The following is a 13,121-nucleotide window of genomic DNA, read 5'->3' as shown; positions in this document are numbered from 1 at the left end:
GAACGGGCTCTGACAGCCGAGATCGATACACTGGTGTATCCGATACGCTAGTGTATCGACGGCTGCTTTCGACCCGATCGGAGGAGTGCCCATGTCGACGTCGCCGGCGCGCTCCCCCGAGCCTGCCACCGACACACCCCGCCGGGTGACGAAACGGCGCGGCCAGACACGCAGGCGTCTGCTCGACGCCGCGGTCGAGGTGTTCGCCGAAAACGGCTTCGGACGGTCGACGGTCGAGCAGATCTGCGAACGCGGTGGTTACACCCGCGGCGCCTTCTACTCCAACTTCGCATCGCTGGACGAGATGTTCTTCGCCATGTGGGAACAGCGCTCCAGCGCGATGCTCGCACAGATCCGGCTCGCCGCCGACTCGTCCAGCATCGACCTCTCGGGGCTCACGCCTGCCGAAAAACTACGCGCCGGCACCGAACTGGTGCTCGGAGTCGTCCCCGTCGACGACCAGTGGTACCGGATCAACGCGGAATTCACCGCCCACGCCCTGCGTAACCAGGCGCTGAAGAAGGCCCTCGCAGCACGTGAGGACACGATTCTGGCGACCATCGTGCCGATCCTCGAGAAGGCGCTGCACCGGCTCGGGCGGCGCGTAGTCGGCGATCCGCGGGTGCTCGGCCGCGCGCTCGTGGCCCTGCACGACGGCACGAGCGTCCAGTGCCTCATCGAGGACGACGACGCGTCCGCCCGGGAACTACGTCTCGAATTGTTCACCCACGTCGTGGCCGCGTACACCGAACCCGAGACCACCCATACCCACACACACCGGAAAGAGGGGTCCTCGTGACCGAACAGGCAGATGTGATCGTCGTCGGCGCCGGACTGGCCGGACTCGTCGCCACCTACGAGATGGTCAAGGCGGGCCGGAAGGTCCTCGTCGTCGACCAGGAGAGTTCCGCGAATCTCGGCGGGCAGGCCTTCTGGTCGCTCGGCGGCCTGTTCCTCGTCGACAGCCCCGAACAGCGGCGCCTCGGCATCAAGGACTCGTACGAACTGGCGATCCAGGACTGGATGGGCACCGCGGCCTTCGATCGAGCCCGCGAAGACCAGTGGCCGCGGCTGTGGGCCCAGGCGTACGTCGAGTTCGCGGCAGGCGAGAAGCGGCAATACCTGCACGACCTCGGGCTGCGGTTGATGCCGAACGTCGGGTGGGCCGAACGCGGACGCGGATCCGCTCTCGGACAGGGCAATTCCGTTCCGCGCTTCCACATCACCTGGGGCACCGGACCGGGGGTCGTCGAAGTCTTCCTCACCCGCGTGATGGCCGCGTCGAAGCGGGGCCTCGTCACGTTCAAGCATCGTCACCAGGTCGACGAGATCGTCGTCACCGACGGCGCCGCCACCGGCGTGCGCGGCACCGTCCTCGAACCGTCCACCGAAGCACGCGGTGTGAAGAGTTCGCGGACCCCGGTCGGAGAATTCGAATTCGCCGCGCAGGCCGTGGTCGTCACGTCCGGCGGCATCGGCGGCAATCCCGAACTGGTCAAGAAGAATTGGCCCGCGCGCCTCGGCAAGGCTCCCGAGAACATGCTCGCCGGCGTCCCCGCGCACGTCGACGGCCGCATGCTCGAGATCACCGAGAACGCCGGCGGCAACATCGTGAACCGCGACCGGATGTGGCACTACACCGAGGGGATCCAGAACTGGGACCCGATCTGGCCGAACCACGGCATCCGCATCATCCCCGGACCGTCGTCGATGTGGTTCGACGGCAACGGCAAACGCCTGCCCAGCCCCAACTTCCCCGGTTTCGACACCATGGGAACCCTCGACCACATCATGAACAGCGGCCACCACCACACGTGGTTCGTCCTCGACCAGAAGATCATCGAGAAGGAGTTCGCGCTGTCGGGCTCCGAGCAGAACCCCGACATCACCGGGCGCGATTTCAAACTGCTCGCCGAACGCCTGAAGAAGGGCGCGCCCGGTCCCGTCGAGGCGTTCAAACAGCACGGTGCGGACTTCGTCGTCCGCGACAATCTCCGTGACCTCGTCGACGGCATGAATGCCCTCACCCCCGAGGCACCGCTGAAGTACGAGGACCTCGAACGTGAAATCGTGGCCCGCGACCGGGAGGTGAAGAACAACTACACCAAGGATTTCCAGATCATGGCGATCCGCAATGCACGGAACCTGCTGGCCGACAAGATCACCCGCGTCGTGAGCCCCCACGAACTGCTCGACCCCAAGAACGGCCCCCTCATCGCGGTCCGGCTGCACCTGCTGACCCGCAAGACCCTCGGCGGCCTCGAAACCAACCTGGACTCGCAGGTGATCAGGCCCGACGGCACACCGTTCGAGGGTCTCTACGCCGCCGGCGAGGTCGCCGGATTCGGCGGCGGCGGCGTCCACGGTTACAGCGCACTCGAGGGCACCTTCCTCGGCGGCTGCATCTTCTCGGGCCGGGCCGCGGGTCGCGCGCTGGCCCGGCACCTGTAGGCGGCTCCGCCGCCCGTGCGCGGTTAACGAGTCCCTGGGCTCGTTAACCACTCACGGGCGCGAGCCTCTCGGAAGCCTCGAGTTCACGGACCAGCGGCAGGACGTTGGCGCCGAAGTATTCGATCTCCTCCTGGAAGTGCAGGAATCCGCCCAGGATGAGGTCGACTCCGCGGCGGCGGTATTCGACGATGCGCTCGGCGATCTGCTCCGGCGTCCCGATCAGCTGGGAGCGGAATCCGTCGTTGTACTGGACGAGATCCTCGAACGTGGAATCGGCCCACATTCCCGACTTGTCGGCGGTGGACGCGCCGGCCTGCTGAACGGCGGACCTGAATCCCTCGACCGCGGGTTTGTTCGCCTTCTCGATGATTTCGCGGAGGGTGTCGCGCGCTTCCTTTTCGGTGTCGCGGGCGATGATGAATCCGTTGAGCCCGAACTTCACTTCCCGGTTGTGCTCGCGCGCCACCTTCCGCACGTCGACGAGCTGTTCGGTGACGCCGTCGTAGTCCTTGCCGTTGCTGAAGTACCAGTCGGAGTACCGGCCCGCGTTCCGCCGTGCGGCGGCCGAGTTGCCGCCCTGGAACAGTTCGGGGTTCGGACGGTCGGGCGTGTTCAGCGGCTTCGGCTTGAGGGTGAAGTCGTGGATGCGGTAGAAGTCGCCGCGGAAGTCGACGTCGTCCTCGGTCCAGATCTTTCGGAGCACCTGCAGGAACTCGGCGCTGCGCCGGTACCGCTCGTCGTGCTCGAGCCACGGCTCCCCGAGGTGGGTGAATTCGTCCTTGAACCAGCCGCTCACGACGTTGACGGCGAACCGGCCGTTCGACAGATGGTCGGCCGTGGCACCCAGCTTCGCCAGCACCGCGGGCTGCCACAGACCCGGGTGGACGGCAGCGATCACCTTCAACCGTTCGGTGGCCAGCAGCAGTGCGAGGCTGAAGCTGGTCGACTCGTGCTGGTACTCGGCCCCGTAGCTGGCCTCGTACCGGACCTGGCTGAGCGCGTACTCGAAACCGTTGTTCTCGGCGGTCTGGGCGAGCTTCTTGTTGTACTCGTAATCCCAGCTGGTCCGCTGTTCGATGTCGGACGTGACGAGCCCGCCACTGACGTTGGGCACCCAGTAGGCGAACTTGATCTGCTCAGCGATGTGTTCGGTTGACATACCCAGCATGCAACCCGCCCATACAGCGCACGCCCACCCTTCCAATCAGTGCGCGTACAACCCTTCACCCGGCTCGCGGGTCCGTGTGAGGTTCGACGGCATGACAGCAGTACAGGGAGGTCAGGCATGACCGCCGTCCAGAGCGCCCACCGCATCAGTGACGAGGCCGAAGCGCTCGCCGTTGCTGCCGATCTCGCCGCACAGTTCGCCGAGGAGGCGGCAGGCCGCGATGCCGGCCGGCAACTCCCCTACGAACAGGTAGGCGCTCTCGCCGCGTCCGGACTGCTCGCGCTCGGCGTTCCCCGCGAGCACGGTGGCATCGACGCGCGGACCGAAACCCTCGCCGAAGTCTTCCGCATTCTCGCCGAGGGCGATCCGAGCATCGCGCAGATCCCGCACAGCCACTACACGTTCCTCGAGGTGCTGCGTCACCAGGGCACGCCCGCGCAGCAGGAATTCTTCTACTCCGAGGTGCTCGCGGGGCGCCGGTTCGCCAACGCCCAGAGCGAGCGCGGAACCAAGACGATCGATATCGACGCCACGACGCTCACCGAGCAGGGCGGCGACTTCGTCGTCGACGGTCGCAAGTTCTACAGCACGGGCGCACTGTTCGCCGACTGGATCGCGGTACGGGCCACCCTTCCGGGGACGACGACGCCGACCGGGAAACCCGCCAAGGCCGTCGCCTACCTGCCGAGCACCGCCGCCGGGCTGTCGATCGTCGACGACTGGGACGGCATGGGGCAGAAGACCACGGCGAGCGGAACCGTCACTCTGGACGCCGTCCGGGTGCCCGCATTCCACGTCGTGCCGTTCTCCCCCATCTTCGACGCACCCACCACGTACGGGTCGCAGGCCCAGATCCTGCACGCCGCCATCGACGCCGGGATCGCCGCAGCGGCCCTGAACGAGGGCGTGCGCTCCGCGCGTCAGGCACGGCCCTATTTCGAGGCGGGCGTCACCGACGCCGTCGACGATCCCCTGCTGATCCAGTTGGCCGGTGAGGCGGCGGTCACCGTCCGGTCCGCGACGGCACTCCTCCGGGAGGGTGCGCGCAGCATCGACGCAGCGCGGCGCGACCTCACCGAGCAGAGTGCCGCGGTCGCCTCGATCGACGCCGCCGCAGCCAAGGTCGCTGCCGCCCGCGCGTCACTCGAGGCGTCGACCGTGCTGTTCGAACTGGGCGGCACCCGCAGTGCGTCGGAAACGTCCAACCTGTCGCGGTACTGGCGCGACGCCCGCACCCACACCCTGCACGACCCCACGCGGTGGAAGATCCAGCACATCGGCCGGTGGACACTGTCGGGCACCGTCCCACCCCGTCACGGCCTGCTGTAGGCGGCTCCGCCGCCCGTGAGCGGTTAGCGAGTCCCTGGACTCGTCAACCGCGCACGGGTGTTACGCGCCTATGTCCGCCTTCATGAGGAAGACGTTGTAGTCGGACCACGTCGACATGGTGAAGTACAGATCGTCGCCGCTCGACCACGGGTGGATGAACCCGCCGTACAGTTCCGGGTACTCGACGGCGCTGACCATCGGTGCCCCGTCGGACCAGGCTCCCTGCGGCGAGTCGGACTCACGGAGAACGATGGCCGCCTTGGACGTGTCGAGGTACGCCATCTGCCATTTGCCGGTGGCCTCCTCGTAGCGCACGGACAATTCGGCGGCGGGGGCGTCCACGATCGGCGTCGCCTCCGTGTAACCACCGACGGGCGTCCAGTTGCCGTTCTGCCAGTACTGGTACGCGGACGTGTTCAGCACATCGGCGGCCGGGACGCGGGCCAGACCGATGGCGCCGAGCCTCGTGTTGGGGGTGCCGAACATGTACACGAAGTCGCCGGCCGGGACCATCGACGCGACCTGGAACTTGGTGACCCCGAAGATGTTGTCCCACTTCGCGTATGGGTCCTTGGTCCACGTCGAGCCGCCGTCGTCCGAGTAGGCGATGCCGCCGTAGTTCGTCCACCACGTGGCGGGGATGCTGTTCCAGGTGCGGATCGACATGTAGCTCATGTACTGCCGGCTCCCGACGGCGAAACCCGAGGTCGGGATCGTGGTGATCTCGATGTTGTCGAGCTTGCGGCTGTCGAGCAGTTCCGCCGCGTGGCACCGGCTGTCCTGGACCATGCTGTCGAGGCTCATGCCGTCGGACAGGTTGCGGTCGGAGCTGAAACCGAGGACGTTGCTGCGCCAGTCGTCGCCCTGACCACCGGGTGGCTGGAATCCCTTGCCGACCGTGTCGCCGAACGCGACAGCGATCTGGTCGGGGGCGCTCTCCCACATGATGCCGAGGTCGGTGCCGTTGACCTGGTAACGCTTGTCGGTGCGGCTGACGGAGCCGGATCCGGTCACCTTGGCCACGCGGGTCACGTCGCCGATCTTCGGGGTGGCCGGGGCCGCGCTGCGCGGCGCCTCCTCGGTCGCGGGGTGCACGAGGGGCGGCGGCGGAGGCAACTGGATGTCGGCGCCCGGGACGGGAATACCGAAGTGGAAGGGTGTGAACTTGACGCTGACGTCCGGGATGTTCAGCACGCTCGACAGGTTTCCCGGGGCCTGGTCGGTCTCGTCGGTGAGGTCGGGGCACGGATCGGTGCACGTGTCGGCGGGCAACGCCTGCGACACGCGGACGGGCTCGGTGACGGGCGCGGGGTACGGCACCGTCGTGATTTTCGGGTACGGGATCGGAATCTCGAGCTTTTCCGGTATCAGCGAATGGGTTTCGTTCGACACTTCGCTCGCGCAGGGACCGCTGCCGGGTAGGCCGTTGGACACCGGCTCTGGTTCCGCGACAGCAGCGTTCTGGTTCGAGTAGGCGATCATGCCCGAGCCGATCGCCACTGCCGCGACCGACGCGACCCACCTCTTCGACATCCCCGACCCCTCCGTCAACTCCGGCCACTCCCGGCGAGGGGAACATAGCATCGCCCTCTTACGCTCGCCGGTTACCACACGCCATACCTGGCGGTAACATTTCCGACTCGATCCGGAACCGGGGCTGTGACTCCTGCCCGCGACAGTGGAAGTTACTCGTACGCAGAGTCACCGATACCGCAGGTCAACGACTTTCGACCGGTGTGTTCGCGTACCGAACACCGTCAAGGGATCGGTGAACACCCGATTGCATCTGTTGACGCTCCGGGATCGCCCGGTATTCACTGATCGTGCGCATCCACCGGATTCCCGGCCCGCGACGAGACCCCGAGCTCCTCGCCCTCTGCGCTGCGGGCCCGCCCGCGTTCTTCCGCTCCAGCGCGAACCACCGTTCTGCACGGGTCCCGCATTCCACCGATCACCGCCGTCGTCGCTCGGCGGCATCGACCCGTGCGAATTCCGCTGTCAACGAAAGGAATCGACATGACCGCCGTCCTGGAACCGACCCTGTCCTATTCGTCGTCCATCCCCCGCGCGCACGTGCACCGCGCGGCGATCTGCGAGGTCTTCCTCACCGACATCATCTGCGAGAGCTACCCACAGTTTCGTCTCGGTGTGCAGCTCCCCAGAGTCCACAGCTACTACAGCGATCACAATATCGTTGTACGACAGTATGATCCGCTGCTGCTGCTCGAAACGTTCCGGCAGGCGTCCATCCTCATCTCGCATCGGCACGTCGACGCTCCGCTCGACGCCAAGTTCGTGTTCAACGCCGGAGCGCTCGAGGTCGTCGACCTCGACTCCGTGAGAGTGGGCCCCGCACCCGCCGCGGGGGTTTTGGACGCCACGATCACCGCGGAGAAGCGGCGGGGCGCCGACATCGTCGGAATCACGCTCGCAATGACACTGGCGCTGGACGGATCTGCCGCGGCCACCATGAGCATGACCATCCAGTGGATGCCCGGCGACGCGTGGGACCGCCTCCGGCAGAAGGGTCGGGCACCGCTGCAACTCGATCCGGCCCGTCCGCATCCGTTGCACGAGCGGGTCGAGCCTCGGGAGGTGGCTCGACATTCGTTCGACAACGTGGTGCTCAGCCGGATCGGTGTCGCCGGCGACACCGTGCGCAGCCAGGTCCTGGTCGATCAGGCCCACCCGGGCCTGTTCGATCACCCGCTCGACCACGTGCCGGGCGCACTGATCTTCGAGGCCATGCGCCAGACCGCCCTTGTTGCCGCGCACGAATTGTTCGGCCTGTCCCCGCGAATGCTCGTGCTCGTGGGGTGCGACGCCGTCTTCGAGAGCTTCGGTGAGCTGGAGTTGCCGACCGATTGCGCAGCCGTCGCCGAGGCGGAAATCTGCTCCCGCCAGGTCGTCCTGTCCGTCACTCTGGCGCAGGAGGGCCGGCAGATCGCCCACGGCCGGGTCACCCTGCAACGAGTGAGCGTCTCGACTGCCGCTCTCGATCGGATCGTCCGATGACGACACGGGACGACACCATGGTCTGGTTCGACTTCGGTGGTGTGCTCTCACCCCCGCTCGCCGAACTCTTTCGCGGCGTACGAGACGAAGACGGGCATCGCACCCGCAGCCCTGCAGGCGGCGATGAGCGCCGTCGGCGACGACCTCGGGACACATCCTCTGGCCCCGATCGAATTGGCCCAGATCACCGAGCGCGAGTGGGGTGCGAGGCTGAGGGAGCACCTCGCCGCCGCCGACCCCGGCCTGGACCTCACCCGGGCGCGGCTGGAGACGTTCGGCGAGCAGTGGTTCGACGGGATCACCGTCAACACGGCGATGGCCGCGGCGCTGCGCGGCCTGAAGGCTCACGGCCTGCGCGTCGGCGTCCTGTCGAACAATGTGGTCGAGTGGGAGCGATTCTGGAGACCGATCATCGAACCCGCCGGCCCGCTCGATGCTCTCGTCGACTCGTGCCTGGTCGGCGCGCGCAAGCCGGACCCCCAGATCTTCGCGATCGCGGAGAAGACGGCCGGCGTCGACGCCGATCAGTGCATCCTGATCGACGACCTGGAGCAGAACGTGCTGGCGGCACGCGAGAGCGGTTGGCGTGCCGTCCATTTCCGAACCAACGCCCAGGCATCGAGTGAACTGTCCCGGCTGACCGGCGTCGCCGCCGTCTTGTGAATCCCACCAACAGAAGGAGTACGACGTGACGACCCAGATTTCGACACTCACTCCACCCCGCCGCGGACACGATGTCGCGGTGTCCATCGACGACATTCCCCACCTCGACCCACCGGTCGCGTACACCGCGGTGACCGCGGAGGGGCCCACCGGACTGCCGGAGATCACCCTGCCGAGCGGTCACACCGCCCTGCACGTCACACGGTACGACGACGTCCTGAAGGTACTCACGGATCCGTCCTTCGGCCGGAAGGAGACCAACGTCGAAGGCGGGCCGAGTTTTCAGCCCACGACGATGCCCCCGGACCTTCTGCTGAATCTGGACACCCCGGATCACGCACGGATGAAAAGTTTCGTCAACGCCGACTACAGCCCCGCCGGCGTCGAGAAGCTGAAGGGGTCGGTCCGCCGCATCCTCGACCGACGGATCGCGTTGCTGCGCAACGAGGAGAACCCAGACCTGTTCGCGACGGTGCTCGACCGCCTGCCCGTCGAGGTGAATGCGGGATTCCTCGGGATCCCGGAGTCGGACATCGATTACTTCCGCCCGTCGTCACGGGTGGTGCAGTTGTCGCACGACACCGACATTCCCGGCCTGCTGGAGAACTTCTGGCTCGTCTACCACTACGTGACCGATCTCGTGCAGGGGACGCGGCCCGTCGAACCGGGCGGATTGATCGACCGCTTCCTCGCGGCGCGGGACGAGACGGAACCGCCGCTGACCGACGACGAACTCGTCGCGATCCTGCTCGGCTCCGTCCTCGGAGCCGACCAGAACGTGCTGTCCGTGCTTGCGAAGGCCGTGTACGTGCTGTTGCAGGCACCGTCGCTGTGGACGCTGCTGGTGGAGGAACCGGCCGCTGCGCCGCAGTTGGTCGAGGAACTGTTGCGGGTGCTTCCGCTGGGAAACATTTCGACGTTTCCCCGGATCGCCACACGTGAAGTTCGGCTGAAGGACTCCGTGATCCCCGTGGGCGCCCTCGTCTACGCCGACGCGTTCGCCGCGAACCGGGACCCCGACACGTTCCCGCACCCGGAACTCATCGACCCGTTCCGGGACGGGAAACGCCATCTGCAGTTCGGGTACGGCATGCATCACTGCATGGGCGCGTCGCTGGCCCGGATGGAGATCACCACGACACTGGTCCGGCTGGCGGAAGAGCTCCCGACTCTCGGTCTCGCCACCGAACCGACTGCGGTGCCGTGGGATTCGGGAGTGCTCCTCCGGCGTCCGACGTCGCTTCCCGTCCGCTGGTAGGCGCTTCGCGCCCGTGCGCGGTTAACGAGTCCCTGCACTCGTCAACCGCGCACGGGCGGCGGAGCCGCCGAACGTCTCCGCGAGCCGGGCGACGAGTTCGCTGCCGTCTCCCAACTCCCCCGACCAGGCCACTTCGCCGTCCGGTCGCACGAGCACCGTGGTGGGCCCGAGGTTCCGCGCCTGAATCAGCCGCACCCGTTCACCCCACGGGGGTTCGACGACTGCGCGGACGGATTCGGATGCGTCCCCGCACAGCAGGAGCCCCCGGTCCCCCGCCGCGACGTGCAACCGGATCAGGTCGGTGATCCCAGTGTCCGTCTCGATCACGGTGTTCGCTGCGAAGTCGCCGCGCGCCGCGTCCTGGAGAGCGCTGGGCGCCGGCTGACTCTGCGCACTGATCGCGGAACCCAGCGCCCGATTGCGGTCGCGGTCCTCCAGCAGGACGCCGAGTTCGTGTCGCAGGCGGTCACCGTCCACTCCGACTCGCATACGCTCACGCTGATCCGCGACGTTTGCGATCACCCCGGCCGCGCACGCGTGCCGTTCCCGCGAGTACACGTCCAGCACCGTCGGGTCGGCCTGTCCCCGCGCGACGAGGGCGAGGCGCCAGCCGAGGCCGATCGCGTCGCCGATACCGAGGTTCAGGCCCTGCCCGCCGAGCGGAAAGTGCACGTGCGCCGCGTCGCCGACGAGGAGGACCCGGCCGAGCCGGTAGTCGTCGACCAGCCGCGAATAGTCGCTGAACCGGGACAGCGACCGCGCGTCGCGGAACGGAACGGGACGGCCCGCGAATCTGTCGACCGTCTCCTGCAATTCCTCCGCGGTGAGCGGCCGGCGATGATCCTCGTGCGGACCACCGAGGTTGAACGTGATGATGCGACTGAAGCCGGCGTGATTGACGTTGAGGACGGTCCAGCCCCGTTCGGTGCGCACCCACCCCTTGGGGGCGTTCGCGGGGTCGTCGAGGACGGCGAGACCCAGGAGCGCGGCGGCGGTCGGCGCCGTTTCGGTCGCCGTGAAGCCCGCGCTTCGCCGCACGATGCTGCGGGCGCCGTCCGCGCCGACCACCCAGTCGGCCGTGACCACCCGGGTGCGTCCTTCATGGGTGAAGGTCACCGTCGCCCCGCCGTCGACCTGGTCGACGTCCGTGACCACCGCCGCCTTCACCACCGGGGTGCCGAGACCGATCAGCCGTGCGGTGAAGAGTCTTTCGAGATCGCTCTGCCCGATACCGGCGATGGCCGGTCCCTCGCCGGGCGGGACCGTGATCTCCAGACCCCAGACCCCGGCGTAGTGAAAAGTGGTCGACACGGCTCCTGCGTCCACGTCCGGCGCCGCGAAATGCCCTCGACGAGTGAGCAGCTGAATACTCCGCGCGTGAATCGTCCCCGCCTTCGGAACGTCCGTGGTGTGCGGGGCCGCCTCGAGGACGAGGACGTCGATTCCGCTGCGCGCCAGCTCGAGTGCCGTCAGCGATCCCACCGGGCCGCCGCCGACCACCACGACCTGATAGTGCTGTCGCAGGTCGTCCGCCTCCGTCACCGCGCGCCCGCCCCGCGTCGGAGCAGCACCGCGATGACACCCGACAATCCGGCGACGACGACCGCCAGAACGACCAGCGTCGTGTGGAACGCGCTGTTGTAGGCGTCGATCACGAGCGGCGCCACCTGTTCCCGGACGTCCGGTCCGGCCGCCGCCAGGGCCTGCTCGAGATCGCCGCTGGCGGCCTTGCCGACGACGTCCGCTGTATTGCCCACGCCGTCGACGCCGGCCAGCGCTTCCTCGCCCCTGCGGGTGACGAGACCGGTGAGCAGCGCCGCGTACACCGCGACCGCGATGGCCTCGCTGCCCAGTCGCATCGTATTCACCACTCCCGCAGCCATACCCGCCTTCTCCTCGGGGACGAGGGCGAGCGCCTGACCGTCGACGAGACCGGCGGACAGTCCCATTCCGCAGCCCGCGAGGAGCAGCGGCACCGCGATGACCGCGACCACCGTGTCGGGTCCCGCCAACAGAAGTCCCAGGTCACCGGCGATCAAGGCTCCCAGGCTGATCCAGATCACCACGAGCGGGTTCACCCCGGCGCCCACTGCACGGCCTGCGGCGAGCGGTCCCACCACGACCGGAATGGTGAGGAGCACGATCACCAGACCCGCCTTCGCCGAAGACTGACCGGCCACGAATTGGAGGAAGGTCGGGAAGTAGGTGAGCAACGTGACGAAGCCGAACGAGGCCGCCACCGGGACCAGGCACAGGGCCATGAACCGGGCGTGGGTGAGCAGTTCGAGGTCCAGCAGCGGGGCCGGACGTCGCGATTCGACGCGGGCGAACGCGACCAGCAGCGCGACCGCGAGGACGAACGACGCCACGACCGCCGGGCTGCCCCAGCCCCATGGTTCGCCCTGGACGATGCCGACCATCGCGGCGAGCAGACCCAGCACCAGGAGGACGGTGCCGAGGAGGTCGAACTTCGCGGCCACCTCGCCGGCCGGTCGTGCCAGTCCGATCACCGGGGTCGCCGCCGGCACCACGAGCAGCACCGCGGCCTGGACCGCGAAGATGGGCCGCCAGCCTGCCGTGTCGACGAGAAGCCCGGACAGCGTCGGTCCGAGCGCCACACCGATGCCCGCGGTCGTCCCGAACAGGGCGAACGCACGCAAACGGGCGGGCCCGTCGAAGGCGGAGGACAGGATGGCCGCGCCGCACGAGAAGATGGCGGCGCCACCGAGACCGGCGACGCCGCGGGCGACGTCGAGGACCACGATGTTCGGGGCCAGCGCGCTGGCGACGCTCCCGACCGCGAACGTGGCGGCACCGGCGGCGAACAGGCGGCCGCGGCCGAAACGGTCCGACAGCGACCCCCAGACCAGGGTGAAGCACGCAAACGACAGGTTGAACGCGTTCACCACCCACTGCTGGCCCGATGCGCCGCCACCGATGTCGGAGGAGATGGCGGGCAGCGCCACCGCGGTTCCGGAGATCGACATCGGGACGACGAGAACGGCCAGCAGTACGGCGGCGAGGGTGAGGTTCCCGCGTCGCGGGTCGGACGGTGGTGTTTCGGGTGGTGACGTCGGTGTCGTGGCATCCGACGTGGTCAGCTCCGAGGTCATGTCGATCCTTCCTGAAGTGTGCGGCCCCCGTGCACCAGAGGTTCGATACAATACGAACCATGCACCAGAGTTAGGTTCGATGCAAGACGAACCTACACTCTGGTGGTCGACAACCCGAACCTGG

General features: G+C 67.7%; 10 protein-coding genes. 6 read left to right on the top strand and 4 right to left on the bottom strand.

The annotated features are described in order from the left end of the window. Nucleotides 1-91: 91 nt before the first annotated feature. Both JVH1_RS25090 and JVH1_RS25085 read left to right on the top strand, forming a co-directional pair. On the top strand, nucleotides 92-799 hold the full coding sequence (locus JVH1_RS25090; RefSeq protein WP_009475102.1) for a TetR/AcrR family transcriptional regulator: 708 nt from the start codon (nucleotides 92-94) through the stop codon (nucleotides 797-799). Next, nucleotides 796-2,451, top strand: coding sequence for an FAD-binding dehydrogenase (locus JVH1_RS25085; protein WP_009475103.1), 1,656 nt, complete (start codon nucleotides 796-798; stop codon nucleotides 2,449-2,451). The genes JVH1_RS25090 and JVH1_RS25085 overlap by 4 nt, the downstream gene beginning before the upstream one ends. A gap of 43 nt (nucleotides 2,452-2,494) precedes the next feature. Here JVH1_RS25085 and sfnG read toward each other — a convergent pair whose 3' ends face one another. Beyond that, nucleotides 2,495-3,610, bottom strand: a complete 1,116-nt coding sequence (sfnG, locus tag JVH1_RS25080; RefSeq protein WP_011595156.1) for a dimethylsulfone monooxygenase SfnG — start codon at nucleotides 3,608-3,610, stop codon at nucleotides 2,495-2,497. Between the two features lie 126 nt (nucleotides 3,611-3,736). Between sfnG and JVH1_RS25075 the strand changes: the two genes are divergently transcribed. After that, nucleotides 3,737-4,948: an SfnB family sulfur acquisition oxidoreductase gene (locus JVH1_RS25075; RefSeq protein ID WP_009475105.1), complete on the top strand. Its 1,212-nt coding sequence runs from the start codon at nucleotides 3,737-3,739 to the stop codon at nucleotides 4,946-4,948. Between the two features lie 60 nt (nucleotides 4,949-5,008). Here the strand turns inward: JVH1_RS25075 and JVH1_RS25070 are convergent, their stop codons facing one another. Beyond that, complete coding sequence (locus JVH1_RS25070; protein WP_009475106.1) at nucleotides 5,009-6,481, bottom strand: DUF4185 domain-containing protein; 1,473 nt, start codon at nucleotides 6,479-6,481, stop codon at nucleotides 5,009-5,011. 483 nt (nucleotides 6,482-6,964) lie between these two features. On the opposite strand from JVH1_RS25070, the gene JVH1_RS25065 reads away from it, so the two are divergent. From JVH1_RS25065 to JVH1_RS25055, 3 genes are read left to right on the top strand one after another with little or no spacing between them, the layout of a single operon-like run. Then, complete coding sequence (locus JVH1_RS25065) at nucleotides 6,965-7,963, top strand: ScbA/BarX family gamma-butyrolactone biosynthesis protein (protein WP_009475109.1); 999 nt, start codon at nucleotides 6,965-6,967, stop codon at nucleotides 7,961-7,963. A 39-nt stretch (nucleotides 7,964-8,002) separates the two neighbouring features. Then, nucleotides 8,003-8,626: an HAD family hydrolase gene (locus JVH1_RS25060; RefSeq protein WP_371113039.1), complete on the top strand. Its 624-nt coding sequence runs from the start codon at nucleotides 8,003-8,005 to the stop codon at nucleotides 8,624-8,626. A gap of 25 nt (nucleotides 8,627-8,651) precedes the next feature. After that, nucleotides 8,652-9,884, top strand: a complete 1,233-nt coding sequence (locus JVH1_RS25055) for a cytochrome P450 (protein ID WP_009475111.1) — start codon at nucleotides 8,652-8,654, stop codon at nucleotides 9,882-9,884. A 21-nt stretch (nucleotides 9,885-9,905) separates the two neighbouring features. Here JVH1_RS25055 and JVH1_RS25050 read toward each other — a convergent pair whose 3' ends face one another. Together JVH1_RS25050 and JVH1_RS25045 are read right to left on the bottom strand one after the other, a co-directional pair. Continuing rightward, a complete protein-coding gene (locus tag JVH1_RS25050; protein WP_009475112.1) occupies nucleotides 9,906-11,426 on the bottom strand; it encodes an FAD-dependent oxidoreductase in 1,521 nt (506 codons plus the stop codon). Continuing rightward, a complete protein-coding gene (locus tag JVH1_RS25045; RefSeq protein ID WP_009475113.1) occupies nucleotides 11,423-12,997 on the bottom strand; it encodes an MFS transporter in 1,575 nt (524 codons plus the stop codon). Before JVH1_RS25045 ends, JVH1_RS25050 begins: the two co-directional genes overlap by 4 nt. Nucleotides 12,998-13,121 lie beyond the last annotated feature (124 nt).

It is taken from the genome of Rhodococcus sp. JVH1 (assembly GCF_000280725.2).
Lineage (GTDB): Bacteria > Actinomycetota > Actinomycetes > Mycobacteriales > Mycobacteriaceae > Rhodococcus_F > Rhodococcus_F jostii_A.
The sequence above is the reverse complement of the archived record's forward strand: the minus strand, read 5'-3'. Positions and strand labels throughout refer to the sequence as shown.